The following is a 24,742-nucleotide window of genomic DNA, read 5'->3' on the forward strand; positions in this document are numbered from 1 at the left end:
GAAAGCCTTTTTTAATGCCTATTACCCTATACCTGCCAATTAATGGGCTGCGCCCCTTGCGCTATTAACAGTTCATTGGTTTTGGAAAAGTGCTGGCAACCAAAAAAGCCGCGATGCGCTGAAAGCGGCGAAGGATGAGGCCCTGCCAATACATGATGGCGCTGGCGATCAATACTTTTACCTTTTTTTTGTGCATGTGCGCCCCATAAAATAAACACCACACCTTGGCAGTGCTCATTTATATGAGCAATCACGTTATCGGTAAATTGCTCCCAACCTAAGTGTTTATGGGAATGGGCTTGCCCTTGCTCTACAGTTAATACTGTATTGAGCAAAAATACACCTTGCTTTGCCCAGCCTTGTAAATAGCCGTGTTCTGGCGTGGTAAAGCCATTAATATCAGTTACTAACTCTTTATAAATGTTTTTAAGCGAAGGCGGGAGCTTTTTAACCTCAGGCAATACTGAAAAACACAAACCATGCGCTTGCCCTTCTCCATGGTAAGGGTCTTGACCTAATATAACCACTTTAATGTCGCTAAGTGGAGTTGCATCAAATGCGCTAAACACCTGTGATTTTGGCGGATATACTGCAGTGCCTTCACCTCGTTTATTCGCAATATATTCAAGGGTTTGCTGCATATATGTTTGGCTAAGTTCATGGTTTAAAAAAGATGACCAGTTGCTCATAATTGACTCTTAATAAATTCTCTAGATATATCTACTTTGTCACACATCTGCGCTAATCCATCCAACATTCTGGGGGTAAACCGATGTAATAAATCAGCATTGACGCTAATAAATTGCTCATACTTTACCGCAGGGATTTCAGGCCATTGCTGCCAATTTACCGTAGGCATTACCCTTTTTGATTTTTCATCAGGAATAATAATAACTTGTGGCTTAGTAACTATCACGTTTTCGATGCTAATTTGTGGGTAATCTGTGTCGCTGTTTGCAAATACATTGGTTACTTGGCAAGTTTCGATTAACTGATTGATCCATGTATTTTTTGATACAGTCATCATAGGCTCAGGCCACAACTGATAAAACCCAGTAAGCGTGGTTTTATCTTTCTGTGTAACTTTAATTGCGTTGAGCTTGGCTGTAAATGTCTCGGCTACTTGTTTACTTTGCTCAATATGACCCGTTAATTGACCTAGTTTTAGTATTTCCGAAGCAACCCCTTCAATAAAGCGTGGATCACTTAAATATAATTCAATTCCTAAACGCTTTATTTGTGCTAAATCTTCGGCCTGATTACCATTTTTCCACGCAATTACCATGTCAGGTTTTAGCATGAGTAACTTTTCAATAGAAATACCATTGTAGCCACCAATACGCTCAATTTTAGTCGCCTCTTGCGGATAATCTGCGTAATCCAGCGTGCCCACTATTAAATCACCCGCCCCAATAGCATATAAATTTTCAACTATGTGTGGTGCTAAAGCCACTATACGAAGCGGCCTGTCAGCTAGGGCTTGAGGTACATTAACAGCAAACAATAACAGCCAAAAAACAATACGCTTTAACATTAGTAATCAAAGCCTTTCAATGCTTTTACGCCCGACTCAAACGCATGTTTTACATTACGTACTTCACTTACCGTATCGGCAAGCTCTATTAAGGTGCGATGCGCAGCACGACCAGTAATAATTACCGATTGCATAGGCGGTCTATTATTTACAGCAACAACCACTTCTTCAAGGTCGATATAACCATAGGTCACCATATAGGTGAGTTCATCGAGTAATACCACATCGATACTGCTGTCGCTTAGCATCCGCTTTGACTCTTGCCATGTTGCTTGCGCTGCCGCCGTATCAGCCTCTTTATTTTGCGTATCCCACGTAAACCCGGTGTTCATAACAGCAAATTCAACCCCAGCACCTTGCAGTAAATTACGCTCACCACACTCCCATGTGCCTTTAATAAACTGACATACCGCAGCTTTTTTGCCGTGCCCAACACAGCGTGCAACCACACCAAAGCCAGAAGTCGATTTGCCTTTACCGTTACCAGTAATAACCTGAAAAATGCCTTTTTCTCGTTGCGCTGCGGCTACTCGCGCGTCAACCTGTTCTTTTACTTTTTGTTGACGCTGTTGGTGCTTGTCGTTAGTTGATTCAGTCATTGTTATGTCCTTGATAAATTTTAATAATTTGTTCAATATTTAAATGCGCTTTACACATATCAGCTAGGCGTTCTAATTGGCGTTCACGATGCTCATTTATACTAATCGCACTAATTGCACTTTCTGGTTTCACCCACTTTAACAGCTGCTCTGTGGCTGCAGGACTATCAAACAAGCCATGTAAATAGGTACCAGCAATGGCATTATCGTCACTCACAAAACCATCGGTTTTAAAGTCATTGGGGTGTTTATTAAAGCGAATGAGTGGCTTGTAGAGCGCCTTACCTTGACTAATACCTGCATGTATTTCGTAGCCATCACATGCAACCTGTTGCTCATTTAAATTAAGCACTGCGCTCACTCGGCTTAACACTTTTTGCTCACCCAATAGGGTATCAAAATCGCTAAGCGCTAAACCCGCCACTTGCCCCAACGATGACTCCACCCTATTTGGATCACTGATAGTATTGCCCAGCATTTGCATACCACCGCAAATACCCAATACTTTGCCACCATAACGTAGATGGCGCTTAATTTGCTGATCCCAGCCTTCATTTTTTAAAAACGCGAGATCGCTGAGTACATTTTTACTGCCAGGCACAATAATTAAATCAACAGCAGGAATTGCTTGTGTATGGCGCACATAGGTTATATTTATATTCGGGTGTAATCGCAGAGCATCAAAATCGGTATGGTTACTAATATGTGGCACTAACAGTACAGCAATATTTATACTGGCATCGGTCACATTATTATCTATGGCCACAGCATCTTCTGCATCAAGTGCTAAATCGTGCAAGTAAGGTAATACCCCTAATACAGGTTTACCGGTGTACTCCTCGAGCCAATCTAGCCCACCTTGTAATAAACTAATATCACCACGAAAACGGTTAATCACAAAGCCTTTTACTCGTACTTGCTCAGACTCGCTTAATAACGCCAAAGTCCCGACTAAGTGCGCAAATACTCCTCCTTTATCAATATCGGCAATAATAATAACAGGGCAATCCACTTGCTCGGCGTAACCCATATTTGCAATATCGTTTGCGCGTAAATTAATTTCGGCTGGGCTGCCAGCCCCTTCTACCAGTAATAAATCAAAGCGTTTAGCTAAACGCTTATGCGAGGTTAATACTGCATCCATAGCCACTTTTTTGTAGTCATGGTAAGCATCGGCTTCCATATTGCTGATAGCTCTACCATGAATAATAACTTGTGCGCCGGTATCACTATTGGGTTTGAGTAATATAGGGTTAAAGTCGATTTCAGGTTCAACTTTTGCGGCTATGGCTTGTAATGCTTGGGCTCTGCCAATTTCGCCACCATCGTGCGTTACGGCACTATTGAGCGCCATATTTTGTGGTTTAAACGGTGCAACATTAACCCCTTGGTTAGCAAACACTCTGCAAAGTGCTGCCACTAAGGTGCTTTTACCCGCATCGGAGGTGGTACCTTGTACCATTAATGTTTTCATTATTTACCCACCAGCTGGCGCTTACGAAAATACAAGATACTTAAAAAGAATAGACTACCAATGGCCGCCGTGATCACCCCTATTGGCAGCTCTTGGTTAGCGAGTAATGAACGTGCCAGTACATCGACCCATACCATAAATATACCCCCGACTAATCCGGTCATTAACAATCCAACACTACTGCCCTGAGAGATAAAAAAGCGCACTATGTGCGGCACCATTAAGCCAACAAAGCCAATTCCGCCACACATAGCAACCAACACGGCAGTGATCAATGAGCTTAAAATAAGCATTAAAACTCGAAAGCGATGCACCCGAACACCAAGCGTTATTGCGCTTTCATCACCTAACAACATGGCATTAAGTTGACGTCTAAAACCTAACATAATGACTGTACATGTAATGATGACCAAGGCAGGTAATAGCAGTGACGGCCATTGCGCCCTAGCAAAACTTCCCAAAGTCCAAAATAAAATAGCCGCGACGGCCTGCGGATCGCTCCAATAAAGTAACAAACTGGTAAAGGCGCTAAATAAAAATGATAAGGCCACCCCAGCCAATAACATCGACTCAACTTGGGCGTTGCGTTGACTGCCAGCAATTAAAATTAATAACCCCATTGCTACTAAACTGCCAATTAAGGCTGCTGCTGATAGCGCAATGCCTGCGCCTATTCCAACAAAAGCCATTAATACTACGACTCCTAATGATGCTCCCGACGAAATACCAAACAAATAAGGGTCAGCCAATGGATTACGAGTAACTGTTTGTAATATCAATCCAGCAATCGCTAAACCGCTGCCGGCCAAAAAAGCCAGTAACGTACGTGGCATTCTTAATTCAATAATAATGCGGCTGGTAAATGAGGCCTCGCTTGAAAAAGTTAAGCTATGGTATACATCTGCGAGCGAGGTAGGGGCAGCACCAAAGCTCAATGCCACAAATAAACTAAATACAGCGCATAACAGTGCAATAATTAACGCCACACCATGGTTAGACATAATCGCCATGTTATTGGTATCCATAATAATAGGTAATATGGGGAATAGACTCACCATTGGACGCCGTTTGAGGGTGAGTACTAACTTGCGCGCAAACACCAAAAACCTCATCAAGCATTTGCTCGGTAATCACCTTATTAGGCTTTCCCGCGCTAGCGATTTCTCCGTTTTTAATAACCACTAATTCATCGCACATAGCTGCCGCTAAATTTAAATCATGAAATGAAGCAAACACAGTAATGCCCAAAGATTTAGCCAGCTCCATTAATTGAATTTGATATTTAACGTCAAGGTGGCTTGTGGGTTCATCCATAATGAGTAGCTGTGGTTGCTGCACAATCGCTCTGGCAATAAGCGCTCGTTGCTTTTCACCGCCAGATAGTGAGTCAAATGACTGATTGCTATGAGATTCAAGCCCGACACGACTAATAGCCTGCGCTATTTTTTGTTTATCTGCTTGGGTGGTCGAGCTAAATAGCGTTTTATGCGGGGTAAGCCCTAGAGCTACAACATCGAATAACGAGAGATTAAATTGCGACGGTGTTTCTTGTAGCACTACCGCAACTTGCTTGGCATAGTCTTCGCTTTTTAGCTGCCAAATATCGGTATCGTTAAATTTAATGTCGCCTGCTGATGGCTGATTAAATCGATATAAGCACCGCAGTAAACTCGACTTTCCTGCCCCATTAGGGCCAATTAAACCAATAAATTTACCACGCTCAATGCTTACATTAATGTGCTTAAGAATTAATGTATTGTCCACTCGCCAAGAAACGTTGTTAACGGTTAAAAGCGGTAAGTTTAAAGAGGTGTGAGTGTGCAAAAAATTATCCTAGGCAGGGAAACACCCACACTCAGTACTAATACGTACCAAAAAGAAAATGAGTTAACCCGCTCGTTATATGAAGTTTTAAGGCATTTGTATTTGACTTACAGTAAAACTGATCACAATTACGGGAATAGTTGAGGAGTTCCACCTCATTCCAAATGCTTGGCTATTATGCGCAGATACGTAAATAATTTAAAGCAAAAAAACCGCACTCAACTGAGTGCGGTTAAAAGGGAGTGTTTTAACTAAGGTTTAGTTAAAACTTATATTCCATACCTAAACCTAGGTAATCTTGGTCAACGTTGTTGTCCATATCAAAGCTTGAGTAAAAACCAAATATTTTAAGGTTTTTGTTTAGCTTATGGTCAACACCTACCGATATCGCGCTTTTATCATCGCTGTCATCAAAATCCATTGTTTGGTATTGCATTTTGAAAGTGTTGCTACCCATAAGGTAAGCTGCATTCACTAAGTAACCGTCAGCCTCAGCGCTGCCATCTACTTTTTCTTGTGTTTGGTACATAGCGCCAACTCTAAAATCTTCAATTTTACCTTGAACTGTTGCACGCACTACATCGTAACCATTGACTTCGCTATCAGCAGCAATGGCAGCATATACTGCGCTCTTTTTAAGTGCTGAGTCACCGTAGGTCACTGCCATTGAATAACCGTTATCTGCATCTACATCGTCTTCGGCAATAAATGTAGCAAGTACTTTAAAGCCTTCGTAGCTTTTAGATGTATAAGTGATCGAATCACCTAAGCGGTTTTCACCTTTAAAAACATTTTTAATATCGCCTTCAAGGTCATTAAATAAATCTAACTTACCTTGTGATTGTTTAAGCGCTGTATCGTTACGACCCACAACAACTTGACCATAGGCACCTTTTAAACCTACATACTGGTTACGTGCAGAAATATTGTCGTCATTATTACCTTTCGAGTCAGCATCAGATACATCAACTTGAAACTCAAACTTATAAACTGCTTCTAATCCATCAGTAATCTTTTCAGATCCTTTTAGGCCAAAGCGAGATGCATTACTTTTAATTTCAGTGAAAGACCCTTCACCATCATCAGATGATTGAACGGTTACATTTGCTTTACCGTAAATATCTACCTCTGCAAGTGCATTAAAAGATAAACCACTAAGTAGGGCTAAGCATAAGCTCGATTTTGCAAATTTCATGTTATTTCCTCGATAATCACAAGAGACTAATTTTTAAAACAGCGGCAGTGTGTCACTACTAAATGACAAAAATATTACAAAGGACACATTTTTGTCTTTTTAAGTTAATAAAACTGCATTAAATCTGAAATCAAAATAACATGTAAAATAAACTGCCTACTAACTACCTACTTTGTTTCAATAAACTCGGTGTCATTCGCGATAGCAAATTAACCAAGGTTTCTATCAACTCTTTCTGTTCGTTATCTCTATGATAGGCAACAAATACATCTCTTGAAGTATTTTCTACCCCTTTAACATGAAAAAGTTCGCCTTTTTCTAAATGATCTTTAACTAATACCTGTGGAATAAACGCACTGCCGCCACATTGCAGTATTAAATCAAGCGCAATTCGTCCTGTACTGGTTCTAAAATAAGGCGGTGTTTTACCGGTAAACTGACGCGCATGCCAAAGAGAAAACGTGGTTCCCCAATCAACATACACATATTGATTATCAAAAAAGTTATCACTGGTTGCCGTATCGTAACCACTCACCGGAATAATAGGCAGTTCACAAATACGTTCAACCACAAGTTCATCAACTTTAGGGGGATCAAACAAAATGGCTAAATCAAGTGTGCGCTCCAACAATAAGCGAGTACTTTCTTGTTGCGCCTTCACTTCTGCCACCAGCGATACACCAGGCATAGCCGATACAATATTTGTAATACCAAACTGTAAAAATGCATCCCAAATATTAGGCGTACCTGCTAAACTAATTTGCTTATGCATATTATCTGCAAGTGCAACATCCACTTTGGCTCTTTGCATCCCAGTAATAATCATTTGCGCATGCGGTAACAAGCGCTCACCTGGGGCAGTGAGTTGAATATTATTACGCTGACGAATAAATAAATTTACGCCTAAGCCCTGCTCTAATTGGCGAATTCTAAAACTCACCGCAGACTGCGTTATGTATAGGTTTTCTGCCGCTTTACCAAAATGGCGAGTACGCACCACTTCAACAAATGTTTTTAATAAATCTATGTCCAATTTTTTATCCTCACGATAAAAATTTTTTGTTTAAAAAAATAGCGATTATGTCCCATACTCCAGCTAATAATTGGTATGAGGGTACAGCTATGAGCAATGATATTTCACTACTTCGTCAAGCATTCGTAAGTCAACGTCAATTTTATGATGACCAAAACTTTCCACGCGGATTTAGCCGCAGCGGACACTTTACCCTGTTAGAGGCAAGTATTTTAGAACAGCATGGTGTTGTTTTAAAAAGCCTGTATAACAAAACAGTTGAGCCACAAAACGAACATCAGCAACAATTTGTAAATGCTGTCAGTGGCATAATAGAGCCAAGTAACCCAATTGAGCGAGCATGGGTTAAATATTTAAAGTTAACAACCTGCAAAACAAAATTCCATACATTATTTGGACGCTCAAAAATTTCAGGGCCAACACCAATAAGCCAAGATTATTATTCTGAGGCAGACAATCTATAAGTCACTACAATAGTTGCTTTTTGGCGTTTTAGCAGTTACAACTTGTATAAGCAAACAATTTTGCAAAATTTAAACAAGGCTGTTACGTGACGCACAGAATACTTATTGTTGAAGACACTCCGACTATTGCGCGAGTGCAAAAGCATATCGCGCAAAAAGTCGGCTACGAGGTTGATATTGCTCAATCGTTGGCTGAGACTAAAGAGCTAATAAGTAAGCACCATTATTTTTGCGCAGTGGTCGACTTCATATTACCTGACGCGCCACAAGGTGAAGCGGTTCCATGTACCATTGCAGCAGATATTCCTACCATAGTGATGACAGGCAATATCGATAAGCATACCCGTGATACCGTTGAAAAATACCCCATTATTGATTACATCATTAAAGGCAATAAACAAGCCTATGAGTATTTAGAGAAGCAGCTTTACCGCCTACCCCGTAATAAGCATGTAAAAGTATTGGTTGTTGATGACTCTGCGTCAACACGCCAATACATATGTAGTTTATTAACACGTCACAAATATCAAATATTACAAGCAGCCGATGGCCTAGAGGCGCTTAAAGAGCTTGAAAGCACCCCCGATATTTCTGTGATTATTACCGACAAAGAAATGCCTAATATGGGCGGTATTGAGCTATGTAATGAAATTAGACGCATTTATAGTAATGACGAAAAAGCCATAATTGGTATTTCAGGTATCACTTCGTCTAATTTATCTGCCTTATTTTTAAAAAATGGAGCAAATGACTATTTATACAAACCATTTAACAGTGAAGAATTTTACTGCCGGTTAAGCCAAAACGTCGATATGCTAGAGCATATCGAAACTATAAAACGACAAGCCAATACAGATTACTTAACTAAACTCCCTAATCGTCGTTACTTTTTTGAAGAGGCTAACAAGTCATTAAAGCAGTTTAAAAAAGCAAAAGCACCAGCCATGTTAGCTATGCTTGATATTGACCATTTTAAAGCTATTAATGATACCTATGGCCATGATGCCGGAGATGAAGTGCTTAAAGGGCTGGCTGTATGCTTTAATAAATATTTTGAAAACCAATTGGTTGCCCGTTTAGGCGGAGAAGAATTTGCGGTATTTTTTACTGAACTGACCGAGCAAGAAGCACTAAAACGACTAGAAAGTTTTCGATTATTTATTGAGCTTAATAGCCATGAGTTTAGCCAAGCACAAATCAAGTTTACGCTGTCGATAGGCTTCAGCCACAGTGAAACCTATCAAATTGACGAACTATTAAAACAAGCCGACTTAAAGCTCTACAAAGCCAAAGAGTCGGGGCGTAATAAAGTGGTTTAGTTTAACTAAACCACACCTGAGGCGACAATGGCTGCTTTTCTGCGTTTACGCGACTGATGATATGAATCCCAACTAAAAATAGCCAGTGCACTCCAAATACACGCAAAGGTAATTACACGCTCAGCATCAAACACTTCACCATAAAACACCACTGCTAAAATAAACATTAAGCTAGGCCCTATGTACTGAAAAAAACCAAGCGTAGTGTATTGCAATCGCTTAGCCGCGCCGGTAAAACACAGCAATGGCAGTGTAGTCACTATACCTGCACTTACTAATAGCGCATTAGTTAGCCAATCATTCGCTGGTAAATTAGACGTTTCAGTCGGCACCATTAACCACCAATAGGTCAGTGCCACCGGTAATAATATTAATGCCTCAATTAAAATGCCTGGCAGGGCATCAACCTGTAGTTTTTTTCGTAATAGGCCATATAACGCAAAAGAAGTCGCTAACGAAAATGCCACAACCGGAAATGAACCAAAACTAATTAACTGTAATAAAACACCTGTAAAAGCCAAGGCAACAGCTGCTCCCTGCAGCTTACGTAACCGCTCGTTTAAAAACACCATGCCAAGTAATACATTTAACAAAGGATTGATATAGTAGCCTAAGCTGGCATCTAGCATGTGGTTGTTATTAATGGCCCATATAAACAACCCCCAGTTAAATCCCAGTAAGGTAGAGGTAACAACTAGCATCAGAATTAATTTAGGTTGGATTAAAATGCGTTTAATTTTATTCCAGTAGTTGAGCATACTCACCACCAAAATAAGAAACATCACTGACCAAATAACACGATGCATTAAAATTTCAAATGCTGATACATGTTGGATCATCTTAAAATAAATGGGTGCTAGGCCCCACATAAAAAAGGCGAGGCAGGCAAAAATGGCGCCCTTTCGCTGCTCGGTATCAATCGACATAGTAACCACTTGATGATTTAAAAGGCCGTAAGTTTAACCCCCTCTCACTTTTTAGCCAACTAAATACGTGCCCGTTCCAAACGCTATTTGTACCGACTGCTCGTTATGTAACTCCATTCGGCACACGCACACTTTATTTCCTGAGCGAATAAGTGTGGCGCTGGCAATAAATACCTCCCCTTTACCTGGGCGTAAATAATCAGTACGTAAATCTATAGTGCCCAGTGTGGCTAACTTTTTATGCACACTAGGTAAGTCGGCATCGTCTAGTTTTCCTATTACACTTGCTGCAGCAAGCATTCCGCCTACATTGTCGAGCACCGCAGAAATCACTCCACCATGAAGAATCTTTTGCGCCGGATTACCAATTAATACGTCTTGCCAAGGAAATGATATTTTAGCTTGTTCAGTACTAAGTGACTCTACTGCTATTTTTAAAAACTGGTTAAAGGGCATGTTATTAACAAACAGCGCCCCTACTTGATCGATCAACATTTCTTTATTCATTATTATTCTCTATGTTTTCAGTGGTACGATGAGTAAAGCACAGCTTGAGGCTATTGTAACCCCCTGCAGATTTTAGTTTATCACTACAGATGTGTGTACCAAGTAATGAAAGCTAAAGACATCCTGATAAAAAACCACTAAAATAGCGCCGATGAATACACTAACTCCTTCTCCTAATACGCTTGTGCGTAAACCCGAAACTGTACTCAAACAAGTGTTTGGTTACAGTGAATTTCGCGACGGTCAAAGTGCAGTAATTGATGCCGCCATTAATGGCCAAGATTCATTAGTATTACTGCCCACCGGTGGTGGTAAATCGGTGTGTTACCAAATACCCGCGTTGGTATTAGAGGGAGTCACCATTGTTATTTCTCCACTGATCTCTTTAATGCAAGATCAAGTCACCCAGTTACAAGCACTGGGAGTTAAGGCCGCTTATGTCAATAACAGCCTAGCTCGCGAAGAACAACAATTAGTGTATCAGCAATTGCATCAAGGGCTGATAAAGCTACTTTATGTAGCTCCTGAAAAAGTGCTACAACGCGACTTTTTAGAGCGGCTCTCTCATTTGAATGTTAGCTTGTTTGCTATTGATGAAGCACACTGTGTTTCTCATTGGGGTCACGATTTTAGACCGCATTATTTTCGTTTAAATGAGCTTAAACAACGCTTTGCACATGTGCCTATGATGGCACTCACTGCCACTGCCGATAAAGCGACTCGCTTTGATATTGTTGAGCAACTCAAGCTACAACAGCCCTACATTCATACCGGCAGTTTTGATCGTCCTAATATTCGTTACACCATAGAAGAAAAATTTAAACCTATGGTGCAATTACTGCGTTATTTAAAAGAGCAAAAAAATCAAAGTGGTATTATTTATTGCACCAGTCGTAAACGTGTTGATGATATAGCTGAAAAGCTTGCTGATGCAGGCCTTAATGCTGCCGCTTACCATGCGGGAATGAGTAACGAGCAACGTCAGTTTGTGCAAACCGGGTTTGCCCGTGACGATATTCAAATTGTGGTTGCCACCGTTGCCTTTGGTATGGGAATTAACAAGCCTAACGTACGCTTTGTTCTGCATTACGACATTCCAAAAAGTATTGAAGCTTATTACCAAGAAACAGGCCGTGCTGGACGAGATGGGCTTGCTGCAGAGGCCATCATGTATTTTGACCCTGCCGATATAGGTCGGGTTAGACGCTTTTTTGAAGATATTGACGATGAACAGCGCCGCCGCGTAGAAGAGCAGCGCTTTAATGCCATGGCCAGCTTTGCCGAAGCACAAACCTGTCGCCGTCAAATATTATTGAACTACTTTAGTGAGTACCAACGCGAGCCCTGTGGTAACTGTGACATTTGCTTAAATCCACCTAAAAGTTTTGATGGCACATTGGTCGCACAGCAAGCACTTTCGTGTGTGTATCGCGCACAGCAACGATTTGGGTTAGGTTACATTGTAGAATTATTACGTGGCGCGAATACTAGCCGCATTCGTGATAACAACCACCATGAACTCAGCACCTATGGCATAGGTAAAGATAAAAGCAGTGAGTTTTGGCTCAGTATTTTACGCCAACTTATTCATCAAGGGCTATTAAGCCAAGATATAACCCAAGGCGCTTCATTGCGTTTAACTGAAGCTGCACGCGCTATTTTAAAAGGTGAATATGCACTGCAATTGGCCGAGCCTCGCTTACAAGCTAAACACGTTTATCAGGATAAGTTAGCGCAGTTTAATTACGATAAAAAACTATTCGCTCGCCTGCGTGCATTGCGTAAAGAGTTAGCCGATGCCGATGATGTGCCGCCTTATGTAGTCTTTAACGATAAAACGCTAGCCGAAATGGCGCAGCTTATGCCCACTAACGACAGTGAATTTTTAAAAGTGTCGGGGGTTGGTTTTACTAAATTAAACAAGTATGGCGGTGAGTTTTTAACCGCAATTCGACATTACCTAGCAACGCAATAAGCCCCTTATGACCGAACTTGAATACGATCACACACATCAATGTATTATTGTTAAACCGACAGAGCTGCCGCACGATGAAGACTTTGAATTGTGGGGAACGTTATTTTTGCACAGCGATGAAATTAGCATTAATGAGTATGCCGCTGGGGCAGATCGCCATCAACTGCGTTTTAACTATGCTAACCACACGTTTAATTTAAATTTTGAGCATTATAGCCAAAGTGTGTGGATTAATGGTGAAGGGCAAGATGCCGACAACCTATTGGCAGCGTTAACATTTTATTTAACTTAAATGCATAGCTAATACCTTATAATCGCTATAAAAATAAAACTAAATCTGTCTTTTACTTACATATCAATAACAATGATGTAAGCTAAGAGTAAGTGTTTTATTTTGCAAAATAGCGCTAAAGAGGGTCAATGTTAAATAGAAAATGGATTGCACGTAGTTGTTTTAGCCTTTCTATTTCGAGTATGTTTATGCTCAGCGTTTGTGCGCAAGAAGCGCCACTAGCCCAAAGCTGCCCTAGTGACGACTCATCACAAACTCATGAAAATAATTTGCGTCGTCAAATTACATCTCAAACTCCAACACTCACAGCACAAAGTAACACTAAAATTGCCTCCATCACTTTGCAACAGCTTAATGTATTTAATACTGAACTAGAGGCTGAAAACAATGCATTATTTCGTTTCGCCAATCGGGCACACATACAAACCGAGCCTGAGGTAATTAAGAGTATTTTACTGTTTAAGTCAGGCGATACCTTTAATCCAAAAGCGCTGGCCGAATCTGAGCGGTTACTGAGAAAACAAAGTTATTTATATGATGCACAAATTATTGCTGACGAAAATTGTGATGGAAATATTGATGTAACAGTAATTACTCGAGACTTATGGACTTTACTGCCCGAACTTAGTTTTAGCCGTAGTGGTGGTGAAAATAAATCAAGTATTGGTTTTCGCGAATCTAACTTATTTGGTTGGGGCAAACGGTTATCGTTTGCACGTAAAACAAACAGTGACCGAAATGGTTATTTATTTGTTTACGATGATCCTAATATCTTATCAACTCGCTACCGAGGGCGTTTAGAGTATGCCGACAACAGCGACGGCAAAAGTCATTTAGTTGAACTAACCTACCCGTTTTATGCCATCCATACGCCCTATAGTTATGGCGCCCTGAGTTACTCAACCCAACGAGAAGAAGCCTTATACATCAGAGGTGAAAAGTTTAGTGAGTTTGAACAAAAAACCGACCTAAACCAGGTATTTTTTGGCCATTCTAAAGCCCTTAGTCATAACTGGACCCAGCGCTTGAGCCTTGGTTATATTGATGAGCAACACACTTTCAAAGCGATTGACTCTACCACTACAGCAGTGGCTGAAAACAGAAGCTTAAGTTACCCCTACATCAGCGGCCATTGGTTTGAAGATAACTTTATAAAAGTACGTAACTTTGACAGTATTTATCGTACTGAGGATTTAAATTTAGGTTGGAATATCAAAGCCACCCTGGGCTACTCCGATGAATCAATAAGTAACGACGATAGCCGCGCTGTGTACTCGTTTAATTTTAACAAAGCCCATTTTAGCACTAACCATACCCTTTGGCGTTTTCATGCAGATATTCAAGGCTATTGGAATAACGAGAAAAAACAGCTCGAAAACTTGCTCACTACTAGCCAAATTCAATATTATTTAAATACCAGTATTGATCAATCTTGGTATGTAAAAGCAAGGCTGCAATACGCAAAAAACCTCACTAATGATAAACAGCTCACCCTAGGGGGCGAAACTGGACTTCGTGGCTATCCTATGGAATTTCAACATGGGGATCGGAGTTTTTTAGTCAGTTTAGAAAAGCGCTATTACTGGGAATATGACTTACTACAGCTGTTTAAAGTGGGAGGGGCAGCCTTTTTAGATATTGGTCGAGCTTGGTATAATAACGACTCGAACACTCAGTATCAAGTTGAGAACACACCCGTGCTAAAAAATGTGGGCTTAGGTTTGCGCCTTGCGCCAAGTCGCGCCAATGCGGGTACCATGATCCACCTTGATATAGCCGCGCCGCTAAATAAATATGATGATGTTGACTCGGTACAATGGCTGCTCAGCGTCAAAAATTCTTTTTAAAATCACTACTGCGCGCCTACGTTAAACGTTACACTTTGCGCCTATCATTATTGTGAGAATACATTTTGGAATTAATCACCCTTTTAAAGCTTTTGGGCACACAATATAAACTTATCGTGACCGTGATTGCCCTTTTGAGCTTTCCGCTACTATTAAAAGTAACTAAAAAATTACTCGAAAAAGCTATCAGAGGTAAAATAGATTTACACCGAAAGTACCGTGCAGAGCTACTACTAAAAATAATACTCGCCTTTGTGATGCTGTGTTTAGTATTAGTTTTTTGGGGAATAGAACTGCGTGGTTTACTGGTATTAGGCTCTTCTTTATTTGCCATGCTAGGCGTTGCATTATTTGCGGCGTGGTCATTACTGAGTAACTTAACCGCGTTTTTACTGATGTTTATTCAAAATGACTGCCGTGTAGGCTATTGGGTAAGAATTGTGGATGGAGCCAACGCCATTGAAGGGCGTATTATTGAAATGGGGCTGATGAATGTCTTACTCGAACACGTTGATGGCCACAGAGTGATTTACCCTAATAACTTATTTGTTACCCGCCCGGTGTTAGTGCTTAATACGGAGCCTAAACCAACAAAAGCGCCTAAAATTAAACGCATTATTGGCCCTAAACCGCGTAGCTAAACAACACCTATTAAAAAACCGCGTTAGCTTAAAACTAAGGCGGTTTTTTATATCTACAGATAGAGTCATACCAATTCACTTAATTGAGCAAATTGGTATTAATTATTTAGTTCAGCCGTTTTCAGCTCATCATCTAAATCATTTATCTCATCAATAAACGTTTCTAACTGCTGCTCTACCAAGCTATTTGCATGTGCAAAATAAGCAATATGGAATACGGCATCGCCTTCATTTACCAGTGGCATAGTTTGCTGGCCAATAATAATACCGCTTCGAGGAGCAAGGAGTTCAAGCTCTGAATCGCCAAGCGGACTGCTAATATAAGCAAGCACTTGGCTTTTCATTACTCGCTCACCTAACGATACTTGCGCTCTTACTATGCCGTCTACTTCTGCACGCACCCAACTAGTGGAACTTGCAATCACAGGATCAGGCAGTTTTTTAGGACGTTTACCGCGTATCATTTTTAAATGTCGCATAACATAATCAACCCCTTGCACGCCTGCAGCAATCGCAATAGGGTCAAAGCGCAGTGCTTCACCCGCCTCATAAGTAATAACAGGTATACCTAAATTAGCGGCTTCACTACGCAGCGAGCCATTACGTAATGACGCATCTATAACCGCAGGCGTACCAAAGGCTTTAGCCATTTGCGCTGTTGCTTCATCGGCTAAATTAGCGCGAATTTGCGGTAAGTTAGTACGGTGAATCGCCCCCGTATGCAAATCAATAATATGCGTACAATGCACAGCTACTTGGTTAAAAAACATATACGCCATACGACCTGCTAATGACCCACGCTCAGACCCCGGAAAACTTCGGTTCATATCACGGCGATCGGGCAAATAACGCGATTTATGAATAAAACCAAATACATTCACAATCGGGACCGCTATTAATGTACCACGCAACTGATTAGGGTCGATTTTAGCCAGTAACTGGCGCACAACCTCAACCCCATTTAGTTCGTCGCCGTGTATAGCCGCACACACCATCAATACAGGGCCTTCCATTACACCGTTAACCACTTCAATAGGAATATTAAGCGGTGAATGGGTGTAAAGCTTTGCAGCTTCTAGCGCAAGTGTTTTACGTTCACCTACACCAATACTTTCACCTAATAGGGTGAAAGGTCGGTTAATTTTAACCTTTGCCACGAGTTGCCGTTCCTTTACTTGCAGCATTTTTCTCGATGAAATCAATCACCATGCCCGCAATGTCTTTACCTGTTGCCACTTCAATCCCTTCAAGACCTGGCGATGAATTTACTTCCATAACCAAAGGACCACGAGATGAGCGAAGTAAGTCAACGCCAGCAACGTTTAAGCCCATTGCTTTTGCCGCTGCTACCGCTGTTTTACGCTCTTCTGGCGTAATACGCACCAGTGTAGCGCTACCACCACGGTGAAGGTTTGAGCGGAACTCGCCTTCCTGTGCTTGGCGTTTCATTGCAGCAATCACTTTATCTCCGAGTACAAAGCAACGAATATCAGCACCACCCGCTTCTTTAATATATTCTTGTACCATGATATTGGCTTTTAAACCCATAAACGCTTCAATAACACTTTCAGCCGCTTTACGTGTTTCAGCAAGTACCACACCAATACCTTGAGTACCCTCAAGTAGCTTAATAACGACCGGTGCGCCACCTACCATTTCGAGTAAGTCTTTTACGTCATCTGGCTTGCTAGCAAAGCCTGTTACCGGCATGCCTACGCCTTTGCGTGATAATAATTGTAGAGAACGTAATTTATCGCGCGAACGAGAAATAGCCACAGACTCATTGACCGGATAAACCCCCATCATTTCAAACTGGCGTAATACAGAACAGCCATAAAAAGTAACTGATGCGCCAATACGCGGAACAATGGCATCAAAATCTTTTAGGTTTTCGCCGCGGTAATGGATTTCAGGTTGATCTGAGTTTATATTCATATAACAACGTAGCGCGTTAATCACTTTTACTTCATGACCACGTTGCTCAGCCGCTTCAATTAAACGACGCGTTGAATATAAATTTTTGTTGCGAGATAAAATACCAATTTTCATAGTTAAAACCTTAACTAAATTATGTTGAGCAAGCACATATAAGTATGTTGCTACTCAACGAATTCTTATAATAAATGTGATAAAGCCGGATCAACGACTATACGATTTTCCATAGCTGTGCGCCCTAATAACATTCTAAACTTCATTGACGCACGACTTGTTAATGTAATTTCTATTGGCCAACTAAATTCGCCAGCATGTAGTGTAGTTTCAATAAAGTAACGCAGTTCTTTTTGGCCACTAGAGCTGGTAACGTACTTCATTTTTTTAACTTTGGCATTGCAGGTAATTTGCGTTTGCTCGTCTTCTTGCAATGGTTGGGCTATAAATTTAACCCATTTTTCGCCTTCCACTTCATATTCTTCAATATTAATTGCATGAATACAGGAAGTACGTGCACCGGTATCTATTTTTGCTTTAATTTGCTCGATGCCCAGCTCGGGTAAACTCAACCACTCACGCCAACCAACTGTTATTTTTGTCGTCATAAATGTGCCCTTAGTAAAAAAAGTGTTTTATACGCTACAGCAAATAAAACACCAACAAAATAAATTCATCTACTCGATAAGCCGATTTGATTGACCTTTTAAGTTAACTCGTTTAACAATGCAGTTCTTACGTATGCATTTAACCATAGGCTAAAACATAAGTTTTTGTTGCTAAACTCAGTTTAACATATACAAAGTAAAGCTAAATTTTATTTAACTAGGGTCTGTGGACCTTTACGAATTAATATTTGTTCAAACTAGGGGCAATTTAATCGCGGCGCGAGGTTTGTAACCTAGTGGGCTAAGTAAAAATCGAGCAAAGCTTCCGCGTCCTGCTCACGCCCCTTACCTACATCCATGTAGGCAACAAAGAGTTAATTGCCCCTAGGCAGAACCCTTCGGGCAGCGCTTATTTGGCATTGATGCTGTGTTATCGACTATTTATGGGGAATAACCACACTCTGCCTTGCCTAAATATCAAATAGATTGCTGAAAATTTAACCTTGAAAGATAAACAGATCCTAAATACATTACAGTTAACTGTATTAAAAACATACTACCGATGAGAAATTATTATGATTAATGGCTTACTTCATGCACTTATTCTTGATGAAAAAGGCGGTGCACGCCCCATAGAAAACAGCAAGCAATTACACCAATGGCAACCTACTGATGGAAAACTGTGGGTGCATATGGACTACAGCCAAACAGATGCGGTGGATTGGTTAAAAAACTGCGGGCTGTTAAACGACTATGAACTGGAATCACTCACTGCTGATGAACCGCGTCCACGAATAACGCCAACAACGAATGGCCATATGTTATTTTTACGCGGAATCAACTTAAACCCAGCACAAAGCCCTGAAGACATGGTATCTATTCGGTTATTTTTAAATAACGATGTGGTGATCACCACGCGTAAGCGCCGATTATTATCAGTGCAAGATATTCTAGCCTCGTTGAATAATAATGAGGGGCCATGCAGTATTTCTGAATTGGTGTGTACATTAGCGCACAAGCTCACTTCACGTATGCAAACAGTAATTGATGAGCTAGATGAAAGCTTAGATGATTTTGAAGAGGAAATTGATGAGCCCAGTAAAAAGTTTGATAACCAAGGCTTGTCGCAACTTCGCCGTCAAACCATCGCGCTAAAACGTTACTTAAAACCACAAAAAGAAGCACTCAGTAGCATGGTTAATAATCATTACCCATGGCTTTTTGACGATGATAAAGCCAAGCTAAATGAAACCACCAATTTACTTATTCGCTATTTAGAAGAGCTCGATAGTTCAATAGAGCGCGCACTTGTTATCCAACAAACCATTACAAATCAGGTCTCTGAGCAATTAAATCAGCGGATGTATGTAATGTCGGTGGTGGCTGCTTTATTTTTACCGCTGGGCTTTCTAACGGGATTATTGGGGGTCAATGTCGGCGGTATACCTGGAACAGAAAGCCCTTATGCATTCACTGCATTTGTGGTGTTTTTAATTGTTTTGACTGGTGGGATTGGTATTTACTTTAAAAATAAAAAGTGGCTGTAATTACAATACAGCTCCAACAAGGCACAAAAAAGGCGAACAACATTGTTTAACACCACTCGTTTAAGAACGAGTGGTGTTTTTTCGTTTATATCTAACCGGATATTTTTGTGTCTTTGCCAGCACCGCTCGCGGATAAGCTTTTCGCTTTCTTTTCTCCGGTAATATTAGCCGTTTACCGTTTTCACGTAGTTCTTTTAGCTTTTTAGGGATTGTCCCTGGGCTTCGACCTGAACACCATAAAAACTCGTCTTGTATGAGATATAATGCGTTAATAAAACTGATGCGTAATGGCTCAACTTTATGGGCTTTAGCCATCTCTGCCATTTCAAGTCTCACGATATTATATGATGTCAGAATACCCCAGAGCTCTTGATAAATACCTTCCTGTTTCAGGCTCCGTAATGCTGGTTTATTTGATAGTTGATACTGCTTGAGCTCACCATAGCCTCGCTCTATTTCCCATCGTTGCCAATACACATCGAGTAGCGCTTTCAGCGGGTACTTTTCTGGACAGACGCATGAGGTGATGAACCCTTTTATTTCCCCTTTAGGTGTCGGAATTTGAATAAGCCTTGCTTGCCATGTATCACCTAGGTAAGGGGCTGATTTCTTAGCTTGTGGTGAAATAGGCATTGTTATTAAGTGGTCGTAATCGCTAAATGACTCCGTTATTTCATAGCGCATTTTGCTTTTGATGGGTGTAAGCCAATGATGGTTTTCGCTAACGCCTTGCCAGCTCGTAAATAGTTCAGCCGAAAAGAAACCTCTATCAAATAGCGTCAATGAATATTCAGGTGCTGAGCCAACAAGCTGTTGAGCATAATGAATTTCACTTTGAGTAATGGGGCCAAACGCTGCATCGGATATTAAATGCGTTCTTGTCGACATCAAGGTCACAGCAAGTACTGAGGGGAAGTTTGTTGTCGATTTAGCATAGCCAAAGTGACGGTTACTCGGTGTATCTTGAGTTTTAAATTGTGTACCGTCAATGCTGAGCAGCTTTAAACCACACACGTCATCAAAAGTTTGCGACTGCTCCCACTGCGTTGCTGTATGTTTAAAAAGGTGTTTCATAGGTGCTGCGCCTAGCTTTTCTTTCCCTTTTATAATACTGCTCGTCGCCAATGGTGGAAGTTCTCCTTTAGCGTCAGGAAAAGCGAGCTCTAGTTTGTCACAGACTTCAGATATTGAGCGGTTTCTTAATAAACCAATCCCTAATACAAGCCAAGCAGCTTGCTCGGCGGGGAAACGTCGTTTACGCACAGAGGCTCTCCCTGTTTGAGTAACGGCTGCTTCAATCCACTCAAGGGGAATATGCTTAGTAAACGAATCAATATCACGATCTTGGCTAAATTCAGTAGTAAGGTGTAATTCTTTAATAAATTCAGACATAAAAATAGGCCACAACTTTTGTTGTAGCCTATTATGAAGCCTCTGAAAGATCGTTCAATTAACTTAAACGATCCGCATTAAACAACATTGTTCGCCTTTTGCATTGGTAACCATTACTCTTGAAAGTAAGTGCCCCAACCATCGTATTCAACATCGCATTCAACAGCAAGTTGCGCGAGTTTATCAACGTCTTCCATTATCACGTCGACATCTAATTCGGCTTCAACAACAATGTCAAAACTCCAAATTTTTTCACCGTCTTCAAGCTCAAGTTCTGCTGGCTCTTCTACATCGTAACCTAGTTTAAACGCAGCCAATGCCGCTTGTTCTAACTTAGTAAAGTCTTCACATACAAAGTGGTGTTCTACTTCATAAAGAATTTCTGGATCAGAACCATCTTCAAGTAGTGAAGTTACGATGTCTTCACTTATTTCACGCCAGTTTTCCATTATTTCTCTCTCACTTGAGCATCTAATTCTGTTATTTTAGCAGCCATAATACTGTGCACACTTTTAGCATGTTCACGGGCACTGATACTGTTATCAAGTGCTATGGGGGCTAACATTTCAATGTAAATTGTACCATTATCCCAGCGATTTAGTTTAATGGTTTTATCGGTTGTGTTCATACATACTGGCACAACAGGCACCTCTGCACTCATTGCGGTATGAAATGCACCGGTTTTAAAGGGGAGTAAACCACGACCATAACTACGCGTCCCCTCAGGGAACATCCACACCGATAAGCCTTTTTGTTTTATTTTAGCCGCTGCTTTTGAGATTGTGCCAGCAGCTTTTGAACGATTTGATCGGTCGATTAAAATATTACCCGACAACCAATAAAGCTGACCAAAAAATGGGATCCATTTAAGACTTTTTTTGCCAACGCTCACACAATTTTTTGGTACCATAGCTGGAATAGTAAATAAATCGTAGCTATTTTGATGATTCGCTACATACACAGCAGGCCCCACCTTAAGCGCATCAGGATGATATTTTAGTTCTAATTTAACCCCAAGCATTTTAGCCATTGAGCCAAACCAACTTGCAATAACGTGCACATTACTAGGATGAAATGGTCTAAAAATTGATAACAACAAACCAAAAAAACAACTTAATAATATAAACAACAGCATTATTAAAATACGTATAACAGCTAGCAAGTGCGCCTCTCCAATATAACCACAATCATATATTGCTTTATTATAACGTTATTTTGTTGCGCAGACGAGAAAATAGCGCACAAGCGTTCGCTGAAATAAAACAGTCATAAAAAAACGGCTTACCTAAGTAAGCCGTTATCTAGTTTAGTCTAATTTTCCGAGTGTTTTAACTTTGCTCAGTATCTGAATTTGGCTCATCAACTTGCTGCGGCGTCAACTCTACCACGGCTTCATCAACGCGCTGTAAACCACGAGGTAACTTGTTCCCTCTGCGGCCTCGCTCGCCATGGTAATGCTCAAGGTCGCTTGGTTTAAGCGTCAATTTACGCTTACCTGCATGCAGCGTAACACTGCTCCCTTGCGGCACAACAGCTAATACTTTTACAAACTCTTCGCGCGCTTGTACTTTAGCGCCCGGAATAGAAATAATCTTATTGCCCTTGCCTTTACCTAGCTTAGGTAAATCACGCAGTGGGAATAACAACATTCGCCCCTCGTTAGAAATTGCCATACAGTAATCACTGGCAACGTCATTAACCCGTACTGGCGATAACAACACACCACCTTTTGGCACACTCACTAAGGCTTTACCGTTTTTGTTTTTACTGACTAAATCTTTAAAGTCAGTAATAAAGCCATAACCGGCATCAGAAGCCATTAGCAATACTTGAGCGTCTTCACCCATAACTACGTGCTCAAAGCTTGCGCCTGAGGTTAAGTTAAAGCGCCCTGTCATCGGCTCGCCTTGGCTTCTTGCAGAAGGAAGGCTATGGGCATCGGTCGCAAATGCACGCCCTGCTGAATCTAAAAATACTGCAGGTTGATTACTTTTACCTCGCGCTGATGCTTTATAGCCATCACCGGCGCGGTAATTTAACCCTTCTACATCTAAGTCATGCCCCTTACCAACACGTGCCCAGCCTTTCTCAGATAGAACAACAGTCACAGACTCTGAAGGGATTAAATCTTTTTCGCTCAGAGCTTTGGCTTCCACACGCTCAATAACAGGTGAGCGACGATCGTCACCATACATTTCTGCGGCTTCTTGAATTTCTTTTTTAAGCAACGTCGACATGCGACGGTCTGAGCCTAATGTTTGCTCTAATTTGTCACGCTCTTTGGCTAATTCGTCTTGCTCACCACGAATTTTAAACTCTTCAAGTTTTGCTAAATGGCGAAGTTTTAATTCTAAAATGGCTTCCGCTTGAATATCGGTTAACTCAAAGCGTTCCATTAATAATGGTTTAGGCTTATCTTCAGAGCGGATAATTTCTATAACTTCGTCAATATTTAAAAAGGCAGCAAGCAAGCCCTCTAAAATATGTAATCTTGCGAGTACTTTATCGAGTCGATATTGCAAACGACGACGCACTGTTTCACGTCTAAAAGTCAGCCATTCAGTTAAAATACTACGTAAGTCTTTAACTTGTGGACGGCCATCTAAGCCCAGCATATTTAAGTTTACGCGGTAATTTTTTTCAAGATCGGTTGTTGCAAATAAGTGCGCCATTAATGGCTCAGCTTTAATTCGGTTTGAACGCGGCACAATCACAATACGGGTTGGATTTTCGTGATCAGACTCATCACGTAAGTCAGCCACCATTGGTAACTTTTTAGCGTTCATTTGCGCTGCAATTTGCTCAAGTACTTTTGCACCCGAACATTGGTGCGGCAAAGCGGTAATGACGATATCGCCCTGCTCTTCACAATACACTGCACGCATTTTAATTGAGCCACGGCCGGTTTTATAAATTTTGTGAATATCAGCTTTAGGCGTAATTATTTCAGCATCGGTTGGGTAATCTGGCGCATGCACTAAATCCAGTAACTCTTCGAGCTCTGTTTTTGGCTTATCAAGTAATAAACAACAGGCACTGGCCACTTCACGCACATTATGCGGCGGTATATCGGTTGCCATACCCACAGCAATACCAGTTACCCCATTAAGTAATATATGCGGTAAGCGCGATGGCAACACTAAAGGCTCATCCATGGTGCCATCGAAGTTTGGCGTCCAATCAACGGTCCCTTGGCCTAATTCTTTAAGTAATACCTCAGAGAATTTAGATAAACGCGCTTCGGTATAACGCATTGCCGCAAATGACTTAGGATCATCAGCTGCACCCCAGTTACCTTGACCATCAACCAAGGGGTAGCGATAAGAGAACGGCTGCGCCATTAGTACCATGGCTTCATAACAGGCACTATCACCATGAGGATGGTATTTACCTAATACGTCACCCACGGTACGGGCTGATTTTTTGTATTTTGCATTTGCCGATAATCCCAACTCACTCATCGCATAAATAATACGACGTTGCACTGGTTTTAGGCCGTCACCAACGTGCGGTAAGGCACGATCCATGATCACGTACATTGAATAATTTAAATAGGCGTCTTCGGTAAAACGCCCCATTGTTTGTTGTTCAATTCCTTGCATTAGCAAGGTATCTGTATCACTCATTAAAGCTTAC

At 41.0% G+C, this 24,742-nt stretch carries 24 protein-coding genes; 7 read left to right on the plus strand and 17 right to left on the minus strand.

Annotation, left to right across the window (positions count from 1 at the left end):
• Positions 1–26: 26 nt before the first annotated feature.
• The 8 genes from ung to LOC50_RS11150 form a co-directional block, all read right to left on the minus strand.
• A complete protein-coding gene (gene ung, locus LOC50_RS11115; protein ID WP_036980143.1) occupies positions 27–689 on the minus strand; it encodes a uracil-DNA glycosylase in 663 nt (220 codons plus the stop codon).
• Entirely contained in the window at positions 686–1,534 is an 849-nt protein-coding gene (locus LOC50_RS11120; RefSeq protein ID WP_250653230.1) for a cobalamin-binding protein, read from the minus strand. Before LOC50_RS11120 ends, ung begins: the two co-directional genes overlap by 4 nt.
• A complete protein-coding gene (gene cobO / locus LOC50_RS11125; protein WP_028835663.1) occupies positions 1,534–2,133 on the minus strand; it encodes a cob(I)yrinic acid a,c-diamide adenosyltransferase in 600 nt (199 codons plus the stop codon). The genes LOC50_RS11120 and cobO overlap by 1 nt, the downstream gene beginning before the upstream one ends.
• The gene (locus LOC50_RS11130; RefSeq protein ID WP_250653231.1) at positions 2,126–3,607 is read right to left on the minus strand and encodes a cobyric acid synthase; all 1,482 of its coding nucleotides are present in this window, start codon (positions 3,605–3,607) and stop codon (positions 2,126–2,128) included. Before LOC50_RS11130 ends, cobO begins: the two co-directional genes overlap by 8 nt.
• Positions 3,607–4,617, minus strand: coding sequence for a FecCD family ABC transporter permease (locus LOC50_RS11135; protein ID WP_250653929.1), 1,011 nt, complete (start codon positions 4,615–4,617; stop codon positions 3,607–3,609). The genes LOC50_RS11130 and LOC50_RS11135 overlap by 1 nt, the downstream gene beginning before the upstream one ends.
• 1 nt (position 4,618) lies before the next feature.
• Positions 4,619–5,431 (minus strand): ABC transporter ATP-binding protein, encoded by an 813-nt coding sequence (locus tag LOC50_RS11140; protein WP_069439875.1) that lies wholly within the window; start codon positions 5,429–5,431, stop codon positions 4,619–4,621.
• A 262-nt stretch (positions 5,432–5,693) separates the two neighbouring features.
• Positions 5,694–6,626, minus strand: a complete 933-nt coding sequence (locus tag LOC50_RS11145; protein WP_250653232.1) for a porin — start codon at positions 6,624–6,626, stop codon at positions 5,694–5,696.
• Between the two features lie 163 nt (positions 6,627–6,789).
• Positions 6,790–7,659, minus strand: a complete 870-nt coding sequence (locus LOC50_RS11150) for a LysR family transcriptional regulator (RefSeq protein ID WP_214552242.1) — start codon at positions 7,657–7,659, stop codon at positions 6,790–6,792.
• A gap of 89 nt (positions 7,660–7,748) precedes the next feature.
• Here LOC50_RS11150 and LOC50_RS11155 point away from each other — a divergent pair, with 89 nt between their 5' ends.
• Together LOC50_RS11155 and LOC50_RS11160 are read left to right on the plus strand one after the other, a co-directional pair.
• Positions 7,749–8,123 carry a MaoP family protein gene (locus tag LOC50_RS11155; RefSeq protein ID WP_008110628.1) on the plus strand — a complete coding sequence of 125 codons (375 nt, stop codon included), beginning with the start codon at positions 7,749–7,751 and terminating at the stop codon, positions 8,121–8,123.
• An 86-nt stretch (positions 8,124–8,209) separates the two neighbouring features.
• Positions 8,210–9,442 (plus strand): response regulator, encoded by a 1,233-nt coding sequence (locus LOC50_RS11160; protein WP_138626501.1) that lies wholly within the window; start codon positions 8,210–8,212, stop codon positions 9,440–9,442.
• Between the two features lie 5 nt (positions 9,443–9,447).
• Here the strand turns inward: LOC50_RS11160 and rarD are convergent, their stop codons facing one another.
• The gene (gene rarD, locus LOC50_RS11165; protein WP_250653233.1) at positions 9,448–10,368 is read right to left on the minus strand and encodes an EamA family transporter RarD; all 921 of its coding nucleotides are present in this window, start codon (positions 10,366–10,368) and stop codon (positions 9,448–9,450) included.
• A 51-nt stretch (positions 10,369–10,419) separates the two neighbouring features.
• On the minus strand, positions 10,420–10,875 hold the full coding sequence (locus LOC50_RS11170; protein ID WP_028835656.1) for a thioesterase family protein: 456 nt from the start codon (positions 10,873–10,875) through the stop codon (positions 10,420–10,422).
• Positions 10,876–11,026: 151 nt separating this feature from the next.
• Here LOC50_RS11170 and recQ point away from each other — a divergent pair, with 151 nt between their 5' ends.
• From recQ to LOC50_RS11190, 4 genes are all read left to right on the plus strand, one after another.
• A complete protein-coding gene (gene recQ / locus LOC50_RS11175; RefSeq protein WP_028835655.1) occupies positions 11,027–12,850 on the plus strand; it encodes a DNA helicase RecQ in 1,824 nt (607 codons plus the stop codon).
• 7 nt (positions 12,851–12,857) lie between these two features.
• A complete protein-coding gene (locus LOC50_RS11180; RefSeq protein ID WP_013465829.1) occupies positions 12,858–13,142 on the plus strand; it encodes a DUF3630 family protein in 285 nt (94 codons plus the stop codon).
• Between the two features lie 128 nt (positions 13,143–13,270).
• Positions 13,271–14,989, plus strand: a complete 1,719-nt coding sequence (locus tag LOC50_RS11185) for a BamA/TamA family outer membrane protein (protein WP_036980152.1) — start codon at positions 13,271–13,273, stop codon at positions 14,987–14,989.
• Between the two features lie 65 nt (positions 14,990–15,054).
• Positions 15,055–15,630, plus strand: coding sequence for a mechanosensitive ion channel domain-containing protein (locus LOC50_RS11190; protein ID WP_036980154.1), 576 nt, complete (start codon positions 15,055–15,057; stop codon positions 15,628–15,630).
• Between the two features lie 98 nt (positions 15,631–15,728).
• Here the strand turns inward: LOC50_RS11190 and LOC50_RS11195 are convergent, their stop codons facing one another.
• From LOC50_RS11195 to LOC50_RS11205, 3 genes are all read right to left on the minus strand, one after another.
• A complete protein-coding gene (locus LOC50_RS11195; RefSeq protein WP_036980155.1) occupies positions 15,729–16,787 on the minus strand; it encodes a succinylglutamate desuccinylase/aspartoacylase family protein in 1,059 nt (352 codons plus the stop codon).
• Positions 16,774–17,679, minus strand: a complete 906-nt coding sequence (gene rimK, locus LOC50_RS11200; protein WP_008110610.1) for a 30S ribosomal protein S6--L-glutamate ligase — start codon at positions 17,677–17,679, stop codon at positions 16,774–16,776. Before rimK ends, LOC50_RS11195 begins: the two co-directional genes overlap by 14 nt.
• Before the next feature lie 65 nt (positions 17,680–17,744).
• Positions 17,745–18,167: an ATP-dependent zinc protease family protein gene (locus LOC50_RS11205; protein WP_008110607.1), complete on the minus strand. Its 423-nt coding sequence runs from the start codon at positions 18,165–18,167 to the stop codon at positions 17,745–17,747.
• 575 nt (positions 18,168–18,742) lie between these two features.
• Here LOC50_RS11205 and LOC50_RS11210 point away from each other — a divergent pair.
• Positions 18,743–19,714: a zinc transporter ZntB gene (locus LOC50_RS11210; RefSeq protein WP_250653234.1), complete on the plus strand. Its 972-nt coding sequence runs from the start codon at positions 18,743–18,745 to the stop codon at positions 19,712–19,714.
• Between the two features lie 60 nt (positions 19,715–19,774).
• Here the strand turns inward: LOC50_RS11210 and LOC50_RS11215 are convergent, their stop codons facing one another.
• The 4 genes from LOC50_RS11215 to parC form a co-directional block, all read right to left on the minus strand.
• Positions 19,775–21,106, minus strand: coding sequence for an IS4 family transposase (locus tag LOC50_RS11215; RefSeq protein WP_036979639.1), 1,332 nt, complete (start codon positions 21,104–21,106; stop codon positions 19,775–19,777).
• A 113-nt stretch (positions 21,107–21,219) separates the two neighbouring features.
• On the minus strand, positions 21,220–21,555 hold the full coding sequence (gene rraB, locus LOC50_RS11220) for a ribonuclease E inhibitor RraB (RefSeq protein ID WP_008110603.1): 336 nt from the start codon (positions 21,553–21,555) through the stop codon (positions 21,220–21,222).
• Positions 21,555–22,268 (minus strand): 1-acylglycerol-3-phosphate O-acyltransferase, encoded by a 714-nt coding sequence (locus tag LOC50_RS11225; RefSeq protein ID WP_036980160.1) that lies wholly within the window; start codon positions 22,266–22,268, stop codon positions 21,555–21,557. The genes rraB and LOC50_RS11225 overlap by 1 nt, the downstream gene beginning before the upstream one ends.
• Before the next feature lie 166 nt (positions 22,269–22,434).
• Positions 22,435–24,732, minus strand: coding sequence for a DNA topoisomerase IV subunit A (parC, locus tag LOC50_RS11230; protein ID WP_069439869.1), 2,298 nt, complete (start codon positions 24,730–24,732; stop codon positions 22,435–22,437).
• Between the last annotated feature and the right edge of the window lie 10 nt (positions 24,733–24,742).

This window comes from Pseudoalteromonas sp. SCSIO 43095 (assembly GCF_023650455.1).
GTDB lineage: Bacteria > Pseudomonadota > Gammaproteobacteria > Enterobacterales > Alteromonadaceae > Pseudoalteromonas > Pseudoalteromonas tetraodonis.